Genomic DNA, 15,733 nt, shown 5'->3' with positions numbered 1-15,733 from the left:
TGCGTCAGTTTGTTCCAACTGGAGCGCAGATTCCAGGCTAAATGCCAACGACACGTCGGCCCCAGCGGGGCCGAAGCCAAATCGAACTCGGTTCGGCGCGGTTCGCGCCGACGTCTTGCTAGGTTTTTGGCTTGGAAATGCAAAGGAGGGTTCTCTGAACCCGTTGCCGCAGGGGGTGGCGGCACATGCGGGCAAGACGAACGACTGTTCTGCGCGCGAGTCTCCCCCAGCTGCGCGCAAGTTTGCCCTTTTGAACGATTTTAGCGCCGATTTCGCCAAACTGGCGCGCAGTTTGTTCCAACTTGCGCGCAGATTCCAGGCTAAGTGCCAACGACACGTCGGCCCCGCCGGGGCCGAAACGAAACCGAATTCGGTTCGGCGCGGCTCGCGCCGACAGCTTGTTGGTACTTTGGGGCGAGGATGCATAGGTAATCCGGTAATCTGTTCCCTAGTTTGTTCATTCTGTTCCCTAGTTTATGAGATTAGACCGCTTTTTCTGCGATTTTCCCAAACTTGAGAACCGTTCTGTCGTAACTCGAGCACAGTTTCCACTTTACCAAGCTTACCATTGGTTCTTGATGTAATTCTTTCGTTCAACTTATATTGTTCGATAACATCCGCGGGATGAGAATCTTACCATAGATGGTTTCATGGTAAGATTTTCATTATTTTACAAGGCGCATTGCTGAAAATCCTCCCATAGAGACGAGAAATCTTACCATAGAATGACCAATGGTAAGATTCCGGCCGAAAATACTAGCAAATTTGAGAAAATCCCACCATAGTGAGTCCCCACCTTAACCAAATCCCACATCGTTTGGGTTAGCGAGTAACTGAAGTGTTGTTCAGTTCAACTATATAAGAACGAGAGACTATTCCCCACCAAACTGCCGAACAAGCTCTGCCCGCCTGGCATCGTTACCGACGACATCTAGCTGAAAAGCGAGGATGCTGTTTTCGAGCTTGATCGTTTCATATCCGAGCACGTCGTTAAAGAACGCCGCAACTTCGGTGCGATTTCCTTGTTTGTCTTCTGCGTAAAGAGCGAAGGTGACGATGTAAGAGGTGGAACCACCTTTTCCACCAAGACGAGTGAATGCCGACCGCTTCTTCGAGTTGTTCAAAAGCCACCCTTCCAAGACCGGCTGCAAGTGGTCTTGAACCTCTTTTGCAAAATAACCATCTGAATTTATTTTCTGCATGATACTCGCGTATTCCCGCACCGTTGAACGTGTATCGCGCTTGGACACGATCTGGTCCAGTTTCTGATTATGCCATGCGTGCAACTTCACGTTGTCTTTGTACGAACCATCCTGATCATTTTTTAACTTTTCATGGATGGTTAACGCTTGTTGTTCATAGGCCTCGCTTGACATGGCATCCATAAGTGCTGGAATTCTCTTGGCGTCTTCCTTATCAAAAATCTTCAGATCGTTGGCCTTTGCCACTTCGTACGGAATGATCATACTAGAGACGAATGGAACGATCCGGTCATGGTTGGACAATCCGAGTCGTTCGCGATGGCGGTTCACTTGCTCAATTCCTAACCGCATGAGTAAGTATTCGGTATTGGCGTTGGAGCTGTGAGAAATCATCCCTTTGGCAACGTCCTCCAATGAGACTGCCCCTTCTTGCAAACGGTCGTTTGCTTCCACATCTGTAAGCCAACTCGGATGAGCGCCGCCATCCGTCTGAGGAATATGAAACCGGGCTAAATCGGCGATGGCGATGCGCTCCGACGGATCAACATCTCCGTTTGCCGCCTGCTCTGCATATTCAATGGCGACGATGATTTTCACTGTACTCGCCAAGTGTCTCGGCTCATCAGCCTGCTCCTCAACGAGCGTCTCCCCATTTATCGTCACGAGCAGTGAAGAACGGGCTGGATGTTTACGAATGAACGTTTCGACGTAGTTTGCATCTGGCTTTTGCTGCCAACTGAGTAACCGCCATAACCCTATAATCGCGAGCAGTACGACGAGAACGACAGCGGTTAAGACCCAATAGATCAAATCCATATCCCCCTGAAGCAAATCTTTTCCTTTATTGTAGCAGAATTCATCAAGTGGCTTGAATAATCCGAATCATCGCCTTGACCGCCGCACTATGCCCCCACCCACTGCTTTGGTTCACCGTACCCGTAAAGAACAAATCCCTCTCTGGATTATAAAAGGCAAACGCGCCCGTTTGTCCCCAGAAACCGATTATTTCGTGAATCCGTTTGAATGGCGAGTAGATGCGCGGCACCCATAATTTTCCAAGCCAATCCCATAATAAAAAGAGCCTGGAAAAAAGATCAAACGCCATTCTTTTAACGCTTCCAGCTGCTCTTTCGGGAAGAAATACCCGTTTGCGAATGCGCGCAAAAACTGCATCGTTTCTTCTGCATCTGACACGATGCCGCCTTCGGCACCAACCGAAGAAAAGTAAAGCGGCAGGCGGACCGTACTAGCTTTGTAATGAAGGGCAACTGGCTTCTCATCATATATGTCGGTGTATACGTATGTTTTCGTAAACCCTAACCGGTCAAAAATATAACGTTTGAACACTTCGGCAATGCTCATGTCTGTCTGATTCTCTATGATTCTGCCTAACAGTTGATAGTTCGTATCTGAATAGTTCACTTTCCCTTTTTCGCCAGGTTTGAATTTCGGTTTCATTTGTTTCGTTAACCTCACCACTTGCTCCAACGGCCAGCGTTGATCTTTGCCCGTGAACAGATCGTCGGCAACAGCCGTACCGTCCGCTCGTTTGTATGCAAAGTAATCCGGAATGCCTGACGTATTCGAGATGAGATGTTGAATGGTTAGATCCTTCGAATAATCAACACCATCTAGAACATGAAGGTCGGTCATCACATCATTTGATAAGTACGTATTGATCGGATCACTCAGTTGCAATCTACCTTCTGCCCTTAACATGAGAACAACTGCGGTCACATATAACTTCGTGACACTTGCGATAAAATATTGGTCGTGCGCTTTCAGATTCCCAGCTGCGCCCGACCACGAAAAGTCGCCGTCGCCTTGTTCGACACACAAAATGGCTCCCCAGTTATTTTTCTTGTTCGCCATTTGCTCCACGGTTTTCTGAAGAAACGATTCATCCAAAACTCGGCCCATCAAGCGTCCCTCCCTTTACGAAGTCGGGCAGCGTGCACCACGTCTTCAGCGGTACTGTCCATCATCTCGATCATTTTATCCATATCGAATTCTTTCAGAAATAACTCATTTGCAACCATGACTGAGAAGCCTGTCTGGAACGTTCTCATTTTGAACAAAATATCCTGAAGCTCTTCGTCATTGAATTCTTGTAGCTCAGGATCGTCTCTCATCTGATCAATCAGAACATCCCCCATCCCCTCATCATAGTCTTGCAAATAATCATTTTGATTCATGACAAAGTCTTTAAAAAGGACTGGATACTCTTTGGCAAATCTGAGACTTGCAACCCCAATATTCGCAAACGGCGAGCGACTCGTTTCTTCCGCCAACAAGCGGTGACTCACGTTCACAACCTGCCCAATCACCGCTTGTTTTAATGCGTCTACATCAGTGAAATTCACATAAATCGGGGCAATGGAACTACCTAACCGATCCGCCACTTTGCGAATCGTTATCCCATCAATTCCTTCTGTTTCAGCAATCGCAAAAGCCGCTTCAACAATTTGATCCTTAGAAAACTTATTTTTCGGTGGCATAGATACCTCTCTTTCGAATTTCACATGATAAATAACACATGTTATATATCATATATTATACATGATATGTACCGGATGTGTTCGTTTTTTTGCGCTTTTCGTTTTAGAAATTCAAAGGGGATTAGGCCTGCAGATGAATCTCATACAATGTACTCAAAAACCACCCCCACCTCTTGCTGTTGCGATATACTATCCCCAGGGGGTGTTTGTTTGCAATTTATCTTGTGGATGATTAGCGGCTACGTGTTGCTATTTGTTCACGTTTGGGTGCACGAGCTTGGGCACTATCTTGTTGGTCGTTATGTCGTAAAGATTCCAAAAGAGAATATTCGCATCAAACTTACGGAGTACCCGCCCCATGTGGCGCTTAAAGATGAGCACGGACAGTGGTTAAAGCCTGGTGATGAGCACGGCAACTATGTACATACCTATTTTAAATACGATACAGCCGGGAAGCACTCACTCATTTATGTGATGGGCGGCTTCATTTTTCAGAGTGTTTCGTTTCTTACCGTCGCTTTTTTCATCGTCTACTTGCTCTTCAATGAGCCCGGTATCTCAAACTTCATTGTTGGTGGCTCTTTTCTTTTCAATCTCGTTTACGTTGTAGGCGATTTAATTGGGTCTCGTGTGAAGCGAATGCCTATAGGGGACACGAGTGCGGCCTTGCAATTTGCACCTACCAAAACGGTAATGATCTCTTCATAAATAATAAAAACACCGTTTATATTAGCTAATTCGTCTAATAAAATATTCTTTAGTGTTTTTTTAGAAATATCTCTATCGATATTATATTATGAACTCCAATGTTTTACCAGCCTCAATTAATTCTATCTCGCTAAGACTGTCACTAGCTATATTATAGAAATATTCATCAGTAATAATATATACGAAGCTTAATCCATAATCATTCATTTGCACATATCCAACCCTATCACTATAGTCAAGCTTTTCAACTTCTCCAAAATCTTCTTCTACTATATTTTTAACCTCTTCTAGACTTTCACCTTCTCTAAGCTGTTCTTGAAGAACTGTAGCTTCCCATTCCCAACTATCACTAGACAAGTCTTGATCCGGACTTCCATATCTTGAATAAAAAACATCTTCGTCACCTTCCGTATCATGAGCTAAAGATAAAAGGTGAGGATCATCCCCTGGTAAACTTGTTAAAAGACCTATTTCATTTTCATTATTTGACGAAATTTTCACCTTAGCTTCTTCTATAACAGGGAGTGTTGTCTGACCATCAATATTATCTTCATTAGCTTCACTAGAGTTTGAGGTTAATAATACTCCAGTAACTATCGACAAAATGAATGTTGAAGTAATGCAAAATGTCTTCTTCACTATTTAAACCTCCAATACTAAATATAAATTATATTGCGTTAATTCTGAACATAAACTGTAAATAAAGTTTGCGTAGGTATTCCGTTTTCCCAAAGCCTAGCCTCTACATACTCTCTGCGATCACCGCCACCATATATGCTATAATAACCAGTATATATTGCACTTCCAGGATGATCATACACTCTGTTATTGATGCCAGAAGATGCGTATGCCTCCATATGACCCAGGTGTTAGGACCCACGATTCCATCAACTCCTAAGCCTTCTGCATCCTGGTATATTCGAACACCTGAGTTTGTACCTGCACCAAATATACCGTCAATTGGACCAGTAGCTGACTGTATTCCAGAAGAATGAAGATTAATTTGCGCCGCTCCAACAAAACCACCACTAGATCCTTGACTTATAGTGTCCCAAGTTCTCCAGTTTTGAAAATCGTAAGCACCCACTTGTTGAGGAATTACAAGTAACATTGACAATACTAGCACACTCCCTAATACAATAGATTTCAAGGTAAATCCCTCCTAATTTTTTATAATTCAAGACTATCAGATATAAACACCTTAATCAACATTAAATTTAGAATATTTAATAATATTAATCAATTGAGGGATTTTCAGTCTTACTATTACAAGTTTTGACACAACGAATTAAAGATAACCTTTATAAGTAACCAAATATATTAAGTATAACCAATACTTAGTCTGTATAAAGGTTACCTTGTTGCCAATACTTGTTAACGATGCTGTTTTAACCTAAAGTATTTATATTATTTAAACCTCCCTATCAAATTAAGGAGGTATCTTCGGCGATTGAAACCCTTCCGATACCTTTGCTTGTAAAAAACCTATCATCATGGTACTCCCATACAGCTAAACTATTTAGATGTGACCCACTCTTCCCTTTTCCGAAATCTGAACCGAAATTTGACGATTATATTTTAGGTTTGTCAGTTATGAAATAACTTAAAAATCTAGCTCAGATGTAAACTTTTCGTGTCGTATGACAGTGCTATTGAAGCATCTTTTTCACAATTAATCACTAAAGTTCAACACACAAAAATTCCAAATTCTAATCAGGTGGGCCTTGCTGCTTAAGCGTTTACAGAAGTGTTAATTACTGATAACTATATCACCATTAAACACCACTGATTTTGAAACTGTTGACTATGAATTGCAAAAGAAGAGAAACCTAGAAATTATTCAATGATTTCAATAACCTACTAAAAGCTGAGCAGGAAACTGAATGTCTACAACAAGCAGATAAAAGTCATACTATCACTCTATAACATAATATTTTTAATAACAGCTGGACGCTCCTTTAAACTTTTATTGCCAACGCATTAATTAATTGACAATGAGACGTTATGAAAAAATATCATATAAAATGATAATTGGTTGAGTTTAACATATATCTCTGTGCCTGAACCCAAACCTGGTACATACTTCAATAACTGTTCTTCTCTAGGAATTTGATACAAAAGCTGCGATTGCCTTCTTGAGTAGCGTAGCGTGACAACCTACAGACGCAATGTATTATACTACCCTAGGATTCTTCGGCCTCTAAGAAAAATATATCAAAACTACTACCACTTGTTTATAATGCCCGTTTATGCAAAACAATGGACCAGTTAATAAACCCAAACAATTTATTGTATCTTATTGTAACTTTTTCATTTCTCATCCGTCATAAGGATAACAATTTTCATTCAAGGAGGTGCATGGTTTGATAACTCCGGAAGCTGACGAAGAGTTGCTGATTGTTGAGCTCTATGATATCCATTCTTACGAACTTATCCGCTATATTTATATGCTCGTGAATGATGAACTACAAAGCGAAGATCTATTGCAGGAGACGTTTATTCGCGCATGGAAAAATGTGCATCGAATGAAAGAGATAGAAAATTCAAGGGCATGGCTATTTAAGATTGCGCATAACGCTAGCATGGATTATTTACGAAAGAAAAAGCCAATTCACCTTATTGAGAAGTTTATTAAAAGTGTTCCTGATCCATCTCTTCAGCCTGAAAAATATATTCAAACGATGGAAGAATCACGAGAACTCATAGATCGAATAAACAATCTAAAAGATCGATATAGAAAAATAATCTTATTACGGAAAGTTCATGAATTTTCAATAAGAGAGACAGCCGATATTTTAAAGTGGTCAGAAAGCAAAGTAAAGACGACGTTACATCGTGCGATGAAATCTCTAGAAGATAGCTATATTCGGGCCGAGGAGGTGTACTATGAAAAGAAAAGTTAGAGATTCTAATGTTTTTTCTAAGATAAATAAGAATATGAACTGGGATGAAAAACGAAACGTTACTGTTAAAAATAGAATTATTCACTCTATAAGAAACAATAGACGCAGAAATTTCACTGTGAATCGCTCTTTTAAATATGCTGGCTCCATCGCGATATTTGCCTTTCTATTCATCGGAACGTTTGTCTATTTTACCAATGACGTTTCCAATGAGTATTCGGACACATTTCATGAGGTCGAACGTTCTGTAGCTACGGATGATCGCAACGATTCGATCAGTTTCTCCGATACTGCTTTGGATCAATTGAAAGAGATCAATGATTTGCCATTCGCAGTACTAAAAGATCTCCCTGAAAATAAGCAAATATTGCTAGATGTTTCCATTTTAGAGAGTGAGCATCGTGTGATCTATTCCACATACGGTTCTGTTGAACAGAAAGGGAGTGGGGAATGGGCCGTTGCCGTTATGCAAGAAGAAATGCCAGCATCATTTACAATTCAAAATCAACAAATTTATATAGAAGAGGAAATTGGAAATTCAAGAAATATTGAAAAACAGATGATCGGTGACCAAATCGTATATACCGACATAAGGGACGGGCAGCGAGACCAAGTATGGATTCCTAGCGAAGATTATTTGTTTAATATTAGTAATGAACGACTAACAGAGGAAGAACTTTATTCAGCACTAGCATCTTTAGAATTTATTCAATAAAATATCTTAACAACACCCCCACCTCCTGCTGTTGCGATATACTATCCCCAGGGGGTGTTTGTTTGCAATTTATCGTGTGGATGATTAGTGGCTACGTGTTGCTATTTTTTCACGTTTGGGTGCACGAGCTTGGGCACTATCTTGTTGGCCGTTATGTCGTAAAGATTCCAAAAGAGAATATTCGCATCAAACTTACAGAGTACCCGCCCCATGTGGCGCTTAAAGATGAGCACGGACAATGGTTAAAGCCTGGTGATGAGCACGGCAACTATGTACATACCTATTTTAAATACGACACAGCCGGGAAGCACTCACTCATTTATGTGATGGGCGGCTTCATTTTTCAGAGTGTTTCGTTTCTTCTAATCGCTTTTTTCATCGTCTACTTGTTCTTCAATGAGCCCGTTCTCTCAAACTTCATTGTTGGTGGCTCATTTCTTTTCAACCTCGTTTACGTTGTAGGCGATTTAGTTGGGTCTCGTGTGAAGCGAATGCCTATAGGAGACACGAGTGCGGCCTTGCAATTTGCACCTGCCAAAACGGTAATGATCCTCAGTCTGCTACTCGCCAGCTATGCAATCGTCTATATTTATGTTGGGTTTTTCGGGTAGGTAGTTGCATTCAAGTTTCATCATTTAAGTACACACATTTGTCTGTTGAGAGTGAAGGTAAAACACGTATTAGGAGAAGGAAGACGATGAATTTCGAACGCACGCACGACGCTTTTATTAAGGATTGGCAGGAAGCTATGCATTCGGGGGACACAACGAAGCTAGAAAACATGACAGACGATTACACCGTCGTATTTTATGATGAAAATGTTCTAGAACCTGCAACGTTCACGAAAGCAGAAGCGATTGCAGGCATGCGATCTTCTGCTGCTGATCTGAAAGGGATGAAGAAACGATTTGATGATCGCGTCATCTCCATGAAAACAGAAACACGTGCGGTTGTGTTTTATCGAATGCACATTATTCATGAAGGTCGTTCTTTAGCTGAGCTGTTTACGATTGAACATTGGACTGAAGAAGAGGGCCAATGGCTACTCGCCGCTGAAATTCAGCAAAGAGTGAGGTAGCATCGGTTTAATATCGACTGGCAGTTGTATGATACCTTACAGCCTTAAGAGCATTCGCAAGGAGAGGTCGGAACGCTTAACCTTATTATGTAAATCGTTACGCTTGCTGTATGTGGCAGAACGGTATTCACACGTACCGTTTGAGACATAAACGTACTTAGAAGCCTTGTTTAAAAAGAAATTGAAATACCGAGAGAATGCCAAAGTTGGGCGTTACATTAAGCAAGCCAAATAGTTAACACAAAATGTGCAGTTTCCACGCCACGTGGATCAAGGAACACTGATGGATCTATCCCTTATCGAACGCCAGGTAAATGTCATTTTTACAGGAGCACCCGGTACAGGGAAGACGCATTTAGCCACAGGGTTGGGACGAAAAGCTTCTCGTGAAGGGTATTTCGTTCGGTTTTATCGCGTTGGTGAGGAAGCATGTCGTTTAAATCTTCCTTTTGACCGAGGGCTTGAGCAGAATCTGTAGTAAGATGAGCCATTAGAAAGTCCTCTTTTCTTTGGGTTAGTCGTGGTGACTTAATTCCACTAGAAAAGGATTTTATTTTTTTAATTTTATCAATTCACACAAGATATTTCACGCTCTTGCCTTTAATCACTCACCTAAAGATTTTTATTCATTATCATAAAAAAACTTTTTACATTTTTCTATATAATACTTACCATTTAGAACTTTTACTTCATGATTAAAAAAATCTGCAATCCAAAAGTTTTCCCCATCAAAAGTTAGGCCAGTAGCTTGAAAGTCGAGTTCTTCGGTCATTAACTTGCACGTATTTAGTTGGAAAAAATTAATACTACTTTCATCAAAATCAGCAAATACAACAATTTCATTATCAGAATCGTAAGTTAAACCTGCTATATTTTTATTTACATAGTATCTATCCATTACTTTGTTTTCTCTTAACGAATAGTATATAATCTCACCAGGATCCTTATACCCTAGCCACAGGCCTTCGTTATAATACTCCATTCCACATAAACCATCATGACGATCCAATCTTAATTTGGTTAACAGTTTTCCTTCGGTTTTAGTTAATACGCATATTTCTTTTTTGTGCAATCCAGCGATCTGAAAAATTCTATTTCCATGAACTGTTAAATCGGTTCTTATATTCGTCATCTTTATTTGTTCTATAAATTGATTATTCATTAAGCTGTAAATATAGTTTTCCTTACCGTCTGAATGCCAGATCCTCTTACCATCCCAAGATAATCCACACAAGTGTTTTCCGGGGGCTTCAACCCTTCTTATGATTATGTTTTCAGACATACTTCTTCTCCTTTCAAATTCACTTTAATTCTCCACTGTGTAATATCCCCAAAGTTATTACCAATTTCAAATCCACAATTCGTCATATTAAAAATATTTCACTTAACTGTAATTGCTATTTCCAATTGTAAATAATTGTTATAAGAAACTTCTATTTATTAAGATCTTTCACGGGCAATTGTTTCACTACAACTCTCAATAGAACACCCATAAAAGCCAAAACACGTGTGGTTGTGTTTTATCGAATGCACATCATCCATAGACTTAAAGGCAGCCGCAGAACGCAGCCCTTTTCATCAAGATGCTTACGAGAGTCGCTTGGTAAGCTTGAGGGTGTACATCCATATGCATAATAAAAATATAATTTTACAAAAATTATATTTTTAGATATTAACAATCATATATAGTCTATCACTACTATAAGAATTACACAGATTAAAAAACTTAAGATCCCTGTAATTCTTAGTGGATGATTAAATTTGAGTGAGTAAAAAGGTGATATTCTTCGACAAATTTCGAAAAATAATGTGAAGCCTATGAGAAGTATTGCGAACGACAGTATAATGTTTATGTCATTTTCGTTCACAAAGTTGATAAGATTATGTGAAAAGATATACCACAAGTAGCCTAGAAAAGAATAGATTAGAATTGCTAGGAAATAACTTTTCATTTTATCTCCCCCATGGTAGTTATTTCCCGTATTTTATCATTGAGGATTGTCTCTGTAAATTCATACTTGACTCAGGTTCACTGTTCCTTTTTTCTGCTCGAACTGCCATCTTTTGTTAGCAGATACATGAAAGTCGAAATACCGAGAGAAAATATAACTGTCTCGAAAAAAGAGAGAATAAGAAGGCCCACAACCTGCTGTGACCATTAGTGGCTGAACAACAGGTTGTACGATCAATGAGTATACCCTCTACACTGCTTTTATTTACCTTCCGTGACTTTCACTCGGTATTCATTTAAATCACGTTCATCAAGATCTGCGATGATTTTCTCCTTGACTTGTTCTATGTTTTCTTTATATCCTACTTGAACAAAGATCCAATTTTCTTCCCCGTCAACTTGATAAGCATTTACGGCGAACTCGCCCCATGCCCGGTCAAGAATCCGTTCAATTTCATCGGCTTCCTGTTCGCTCGTATAATGAATGGTCGACATGTTAAGTTCTATGACGAAAAATACGATCATAGCCGTGATGACGACGATATACCTCTTCATACTTCACACCCGCTGCAGATGAGTATGCTTAAAGTCAGACGGGTACTTCAATCCATACCCTAGCGCTCGGTCCATGCCAATATGTGCGAGCCATATGACCGCTGCCGCAAACACGACATTCCACCCGGTCATCTTGCTAACGAGCATAAGAAGGAGCGGAAAACTATACGTATGAAATACGTTATAGACGACCGCGCCGACTCGACGGTCTTTCAAATACCCGAGCGCAGATAAATCCGGGGCGAGCAAGAGAAGGAAGAACCACCACCAACTAAACCCTGTTGTAGCGTACAAATAAAGTGACACAACAAAAACAGCTATCCCTTCAATATGTAACATTCGTCGATTCAAGACGTTCACCTTCTCGAATTAATTCAGTATATGTACTTCTTTTAAAAAAGCGTTCATGCTCGCCGACACCCACTTTTTCTCGTGATGCACGGTGAAGATGCCTACTTGATCACGAGGGTGGGGCCTCGGTCAAATCCAGCAAATTACTTGTTTTCAGTTCATATTGCACAACAAACGAGCGACGCTCAAAAAGAAAGATTTCCGGGGTTGTTCTGTTGCAACTCTAGTAAATACATGATCTTCTCTTGATCTTTATTGTTGTTCTTATTTGACCGGTAACTGTCTTTGGAAGAAGCTTCATAGATGCGTAAGTATTGTTCGGCTGTTGGCAAATAGAAACACACACCGGCTCGTTCTTGGAGCTTCAACTGCTCGATAGGAATCCCCGCAAACGCAGGAAGTGTATCAATAATCCCAAATTCAACTTCTTCTCCGTCTTTTAGAAATTGATGTTCATGCAAGTCGACGAGTCGATAGCCGAGCCCTTCCATCCGTTTCATAATCTCTGACCACTCATCAATGGACTTCTCTGCTGGAACATCCCACCCCCTGGCATCTCCAGGCACATGAATATCCAAATCTCGTGCCTGCCAACTCCGCTCGGTGAGCACTTCCAAGCCAACACTGCCCATGAGTAGCGGGGTAATCCCCTGCTCATTTAACGCCTTGCAAATGATTGTAAACTGTTCAAACTTCTCATTCATCGGCTTCTCTCCATTCTTTACGGTGCAACGAGTTCCACTTTCATGCGATCAGGCCCTTCAAAGTAAACCGCATAATAATCGGGCCCTCCCGCGTACGGATGCTTGTCCTCATACAAAACGTTAAACCCTCGAGCTTTTAACTCCTCGGTCATCTCATCTACATGCCGATGAGAATCCGCGTGGAAAGCTAAATGATTCAATCCCGTCCGTTTACGGTGATACGGAACATCCAAGTATTTGTCTTCGGTTTGCACAAACACGATGTACGTGTCCCCCAACTTCCAACTTGCCCCTTCCGCCCATTGCTGAAATGGTTCATAGCCGAGCCCTTCGAGAAACCACCCCCAAAACTGTGACGCTGTATGTAAATCAGAGACGTACAATTCAATATGATGAAGCATTCCTCGTGTCAACATGTTCCCTCCTCCAATCTGTGAAACTTCCCAAGCCATACAATTCGACACATCATTGCAAATCCCTTTACAAAAAAGCAGCATCTGTGTGGACGCACAGACACTGCCCTTACTTATTTTACCGGAACCCAAATTTCGGAATATAAATCTTCACGATAGGGATCATCTTTTGAATACACTTCTAGCTCAGGGGTACCGGTGTGCTCATAACCGCTGGATGGTAGCCACTCGGAATAGATCTTTTTCCATACCGCTTGCATCGCACCAGGCATCGGGCCATGCACTTCAAAGACCGCCCATGTTGATGCTGGAATCTGGATGTGATTAAAGCTGTCGGAACGACCAGCACCACTCGCCGTTCCAATCCAATACTCGACCGATTTTTCATTCTTCCCTACGCATAAACCGAGTAAACCGGCTATCGGCCCGTCGTTCAGCGCAAACAGCTGATCGGTCGTACCTTCGTTAATTAATCGATCCCATCTTTTCGGAATCTCCTTGAAGTTCTCTCCGTTCTCTAATGAAAACGTCTCGTTCACGCCGACCACATCAAATGCTTCCTTCTCAACCATCTTCACATTCATTGGTTCTGCCCCTTTCAGGCTCACCTGGATGACCAGGCGGTTATAGGATGTTAACTTTCCCTTGTACGCGCGTGCTTTCGTAGGCGAAATTCCGTGATGCTTACGAAAAGCTTTAGAGAAAGCTTCGGGGGTTTCGTAGCCATATTTGTAGGCGATGTCGATCACTTTCGTGTTCTCCCTTGTCAACTCATGGGCAGCTAGCGTTAAGCGCCGCCGTCTGAGGTACTCACCGACAGACATGTCCGTTAGTACCGAGAACACACGCTGAAAATGAAAGGAAGAGAAGTTGGCTTCTTTCGCAATACTTTCCACCGATAACTCTTCCAGCAAATGATCTTCCATATAATCAATCGCGACTTGCAACGACTGGACCCACGTCATTGTACTCACCCCCCTATAATCATCCTACCGCCCTTTTGTTGTACCATCTGGTCAAGATGTGCGCCCGTTGGACAGTATCATTATAGCGCAAAGCCGCGCGGTATTGAAAAGCGGTCCAGTTTTTGGGTAATGTACATGATGCGTTGATGTTTGCAGCAGGTTTCAATCGAGGTTGAGGCGGGGTTTGCTCTGGTTTTGGGAATGATTAGGAGACCCGCGATCTAGATCGCTTCAAAACATTAGGTTTTTCGAGATACTGGGCGATTTAAATAAGTTGAACGAAAGAATTTCTTTAAGAACCAATGGTAAGCTTGGGAAAGTGGAAACTGTGCTCAAGTTAGGGCAAATCGCAGGAAAAGCGGTCTATTCTCATAAACTAGGGAACAGAATGAACAAACTTGGGAACAGATTACCGGATCACCTATGCATCCCCGCCCCAAAGTACCCACATCCTGTCGGCGCGAGCCGCGCCGAACCGAGTTCGGTTTCGTTTCGGCCCCGGCGGGGCCGACGTGTCGTTGGCACTTCAGCCTGGAATCTGCGTGCAAGTTGGAACAAACTGCGCAGGAGTTTGGCGAAATCGGCGCTAAAATCGGTGAAAAGCTCAAACTTGCGCGCAGAACAGTCGTTCGTCTTGCCAGCATGTGCCGCCATCATACAAATCTTTTGATGTTTTCACGCGGTTATAGATTGGTAGTCGTTTCTAATTAGACCGCTCAGCATTCGCGCAAGCGGGACGTTCCATTACTCCTTTACATCTATTCTTGATCTCCCCAGACCCGCTTACCCGTAACAACCTTCGCCGCGCGGAGCTTCGAGTCTGGGGCTCACAAACGTGCCCGGGACATCTGCACGAATCATACTGTTTGCGCTTACCATGCTTTAGGCCATGACACACACCAAAAAACGTGCGGGTGCTTACAGCACCCGCACGTCATATCCACCCCAACACTTAAGCGTCCGCTTCTTCAGCTGGGTCAGATTCATTTCCAAAGTGATCGACGGCTTTTACGGTATAGTCCGTATCTTGATCGTTAACAAGAAATGATTTTCTCTCTAGCTGCGATACGCTTCCTACGTGAGTCTCTTCGCCACTTGCATCGATTTCGTAGATTCGGTAACCGATAATCTCTTCATCTCTTACAGAGTGCCATGTCAACAAATCGCCTTGAATCGTCAGTTCTGTAGGAACAGGTAATACCGGCTCCTCCTCTTCTTCTTCGACAAGCGATGTGTAAACGACGAGTCGTTCTTCATGTGTTCCGTTTTCTTGGTTGAATACCCCTGTACATGTAATCAGATTTAACTGTTTCTCATCCGAAGGTCCAAATATTTCTTCTACAGGAGAGTCATCAAATGGATAGCGCTCCATCTCATCAACGATGAATTCAAGTTCTTCCCCATCTTCTCCCGTTACGAATATTTGGTCACCAGGTTCTAAGTCCCCCAAGTCGAAAAACACTGCTGGTCCCGTACGGTCATCAACGTGACCGGCCAATACCGCGTTGCCTGCACCACCTGGCTGTGTGCCTGGCTCATACCAGCCCACATCTTCTCCGTTATCGGGCACACCCATCTGCCCGTTTTCTAATTGCCCAACTTCAATGACTGGCGCATCAATATCGAGCGCAGGAATCGTCAGGCCCGTCGGGTACGTTTCCTGCGCTTGATTCGCATCCTCATACGCTTG

Annotated in this window: 18 protein-coding genes; 6 read left to right on the top strand and 12 right to left on the bottom strand. The window is 42.2% G+C overall.

Features of this window, described 5'->3' with window-relative positions; genetic code table 11:
- Positions 1–872: 872 nt before the first annotated feature.
- The 3 genes from JCM19039_RS18315 to JCM19039_RS18305 all read right to left on the bottom strand — a co-directional run bounded on the left by JCM19039_RS18315 (position 873) and on the right by JCM19039_RS18305 (position 3,700).
- Positions 873–2,012: a serine hydrolase gene (locus JCM19039_RS18315; protein ID WP_052398934.1), complete on the bottom strand. Its 1,140-nt coding sequence runs from the start codon at positions 2,010–2,012 to the stop codon at positions 873–875.
- Between the two features lie 192 nt (positions 2,013–2,204).
- Positions 2,205–3,122, bottom strand: a complete 918-nt coding sequence (locus JCM19039_RS18310; RefSeq protein WP_238545136.1) for a serine hydrolase — start codon at positions 3,120–3,122, stop codon at positions 2,205–2,207.
- Entirely contained in the window at positions 3,122–3,700 is a 579-nt protein-coding gene (locus JCM19039_RS18305; RefSeq protein ID WP_042429922.1) for a TetR/AcrR family transcriptional regulator, read from the bottom strand. The genes JCM19039_RS18310 and JCM19039_RS18305 overlap by 1 nt, the downstream gene beginning before the upstream one ends.
- A 210-nt stretch (positions 3,701–3,910) precedes the next feature.
- On the opposite strand from JCM19039_RS18305, the gene JCM19039_RS18300 reads away from it, so the two are divergent.
- Positions 3,911–4,408, top strand: coding sequence for a hypothetical protein (locus tag JCM19039_RS18300; RefSeq protein ID WP_042429919.1), 498 nt, complete (start codon positions 3,911–3,913; stop codon positions 4,406–4,408).
- Between the two features lie 81 nt (positions 4,409–4,489).
- On the opposite strand, the gene JCM19039_RS18295 is transcribed toward JCM19039_RS18300, so the two are convergent.
- Together JCM19039_RS18295 and JCM19039_RS18290 are read right to left on the bottom strand one after the other, a co-directional pair.
- Positions 4,490–5,047, bottom strand: coding sequence for a hypothetical protein (locus tag JCM19039_RS18295; RefSeq protein WP_042429916.1), 558 nt, complete (start codon positions 5,045–5,047; stop codon positions 4,490–4,492).
- A 103-nt stretch (positions 5,048–5,150) separates the two neighbouring features.
- Positions 5,151–5,558: a peptidoglycan-binding protein gene (locus tag JCM19039_RS18290; protein ID WP_042429913.1), complete on the bottom strand. Its 408-nt coding sequence runs from the start codon at positions 5,556–5,558 to the stop codon at positions 5,151–5,153.
- A 1,213-nt stretch (positions 5,559–6,771) separates the two neighbouring features.
- Between JCM19039_RS18290 and JCM19039_RS18285 the strand changes: the two genes are divergently transcribed.
- The 5 genes from JCM19039_RS18285 (at position 6,772) to JCM19039_RS26930 (ending at position 9,582) form a co-directional block, all read left to right on the top strand.
- On the top strand, positions 6,772–7,311 hold the full coding sequence (locus JCM19039_RS18285; RefSeq protein WP_052398933.1) for an RNA polymerase sigma factor: 540 nt from the start codon (positions 6,772–6,774) through the stop codon (positions 7,309–7,311).
- The gene (locus JCM19039_RS18280) at positions 7,295–8,026 is read left to right on the top strand and encodes a hypothetical protein (RefSeq protein ID WP_042429909.1); all 732 of its coding nucleotides are present in this window, start codon (positions 7,295–7,297) and stop codon (positions 8,024–8,026) included. Before JCM19039_RS18285 ends, JCM19039_RS18280 begins: the two co-directional genes overlap by 17 nt.
- Positions 8,027–8,088: 62 nt before the next feature.
- Positions 8,089–8,637 (top strand): hypothetical protein, encoded by a 549-nt coding sequence (locus JCM19039_RS18275; protein ID WP_042429906.1) that lies wholly within the window; start codon positions 8,089–8,091, stop codon positions 8,635–8,637.
- A gap of 86 nt (positions 8,638–8,723) precedes the next feature.
- Positions 8,724–9,104 carry a DUF4440 domain-containing protein gene (locus JCM19039_RS18270; protein ID WP_042429904.1) on the top strand — a complete coding sequence of 127 codons (381 nt, stop codon included), beginning with the start codon at positions 8,724–8,726 and terminating at the stop codon, positions 9,102–9,104.
- A gap of 265 nt (positions 9,105–9,369) precedes the next feature.
- The gene (locus JCM19039_RS26930) at positions 9,370–9,582 is read left to right on the top strand and encodes an ATP-binding protein (protein ID WP_152550274.1); all 213 of its coding nucleotides are present in this window, start codon (positions 9,370–9,372) and stop codon (positions 9,580–9,582) included.
- A gap of 144 nt (positions 9,583–9,726) precedes the next feature.
- Here the strand turns inward: JCM19039_RS26930 and JCM19039_RS18265 are convergent, their stop codons facing one another.
- From JCM19039_RS18265 to JCM19039_RS18235, 7 genes are all read right to left on the bottom strand, one after another.
- The gene (locus JCM19039_RS18265) at positions 9,727–10,386 is read right to left on the bottom strand and encodes a YncE family protein (protein WP_042429901.1); all 660 of its coding nucleotides are present in this window, start codon (positions 10,384–10,386) and stop codon (positions 9,727–9,729) included.
- Positions 10,387–11,316: 930 nt separating this feature from the next.
- On the bottom strand, positions 11,317–11,610 hold the full coding sequence (locus JCM19039_RS18260; protein WP_152550273.1) for a hypothetical protein: 294 nt from the start codon (positions 11,608–11,610) through the stop codon (positions 11,317–11,319).
- 3 nt (positions 11,611–11,613) lie between these two features.
- Positions 11,614–11,970 carry a DUF4260 domain-containing protein gene (locus tag JCM19039_RS18255; protein ID WP_307190294.1) on the bottom strand — a complete coding sequence of 119 codons (357 nt, stop codon included), beginning with the start codon at positions 11,968–11,970 and terminating at the stop codon, positions 11,614–11,616.
- 176 nt (positions 11,971–12,146) lie between these two features.
- Entirely contained in the window at positions 12,147–12,665 is a 519-nt protein-coding gene (locus tag JCM19039_RS18250) for a hypothetical protein (RefSeq protein WP_042429891.1), read from the bottom strand.
- 17 nt (positions 12,666–12,682) lie between these two features.
- Complete coding sequence (locus JCM19039_RS18245; RefSeq protein WP_042429933.1) at positions 12,683–13,078, bottom strand: VOC family protein; 396 nt, start codon at positions 13,076–13,078, stop codon at positions 12,683–12,685.
- Between the two features lie 113 nt (positions 13,079–13,191).
- On the bottom strand, positions 13,192–14,043 hold the full coding sequence (locus JCM19039_RS18240; RefSeq protein WP_042429889.1) for an AraC family transcriptional regulator: 852 nt from the start codon (positions 14,041–14,043) through the stop codon (positions 13,192–13,194).
- Positions 14,044–14,995: 952 nt separating this feature from the next.
- A complete protein-coding gene (locus tag JCM19039_RS18235; protein WP_255343703.1) occupies positions 14,996–15,679 on the bottom strand; it encodes a class F sortase in 684 nt (227 codons plus the stop codon).
- Positions 15,680–15,733 lie beyond the last annotated feature (54 nt).

The organism is Geomicrobium sp. JCM 19039, from assembly GCF_000698145.1.
In the GTDB taxonomy this organism is placed as follows: domain Bacteria; phylum Bacillota; class Bacilli; order Bacillales; family Marinococcaceae; genus Geomicrobium_A.
Note: the sequence above shows the minus strand (reverse complement) of the source record. Positions and strands in the feature narration are given on the sequence as shown.

Bases quoted from the DNA above. Each gene is read 5' to 3' on its own strand.
- JCM19039_RS18265 (WP_042429901.1), bottom strand. From the start codon at position 10,386: ATGTCTGAAAACATAATCATAAGAAGGGTTGAAGCCCCCGGAAAACAC.
- JCM19039_RS18250 (WP_042429891.1), bottom strand. From the start codon at position 12,665: ATGAATGAGAAGTTTGAACAGTTTACAATCATTTGCAAGGCGTTAAAT.
- JCM19039_RS18280 (WP_042429909.1), top strand. From the start codon at position 7,295: ATGAAAAGAAAAGTTAGAGATTCTAATGTTTTTTCTAAGATAAATAAG.
- JCM19039_RS18270 (WP_042429904.1), top strand. From the start codon at position 8,724: ATGAATTTCGAACGCACGCACGACGCTTTTATTAAGGATTGGCAGGAA.
- JCM19039_RS18305 (WP_042429922.1), bottom strand. From the start codon at position 3,700: ATGCCACCGAAAAATAAGTTTTCTAAGGATCAAATTGTTGAAGCGGCT.
- JCM19039_RS18260 (WP_152550273.1), bottom strand. From the start codon at position 11,610: ATGAAGAGGTATATCGTCGTCATCACGGCTATGATCGTATTTTTCGTC.
- JCM19039_RS18240 (WP_042429889.1), bottom strand. From the start codon at position 14,043: ATGACGTGGGTCCAGTCGTTGCAAGTCGCGATTGATTATATGGAAGAT.
- JCM19039_RS18310 (WP_238545136.1), bottom strand. From the start codon at position 3,122: ATGGGCCGAGTTTTGGATGAATCGTTTCTTCAGAAAACCGTGGAGCAA.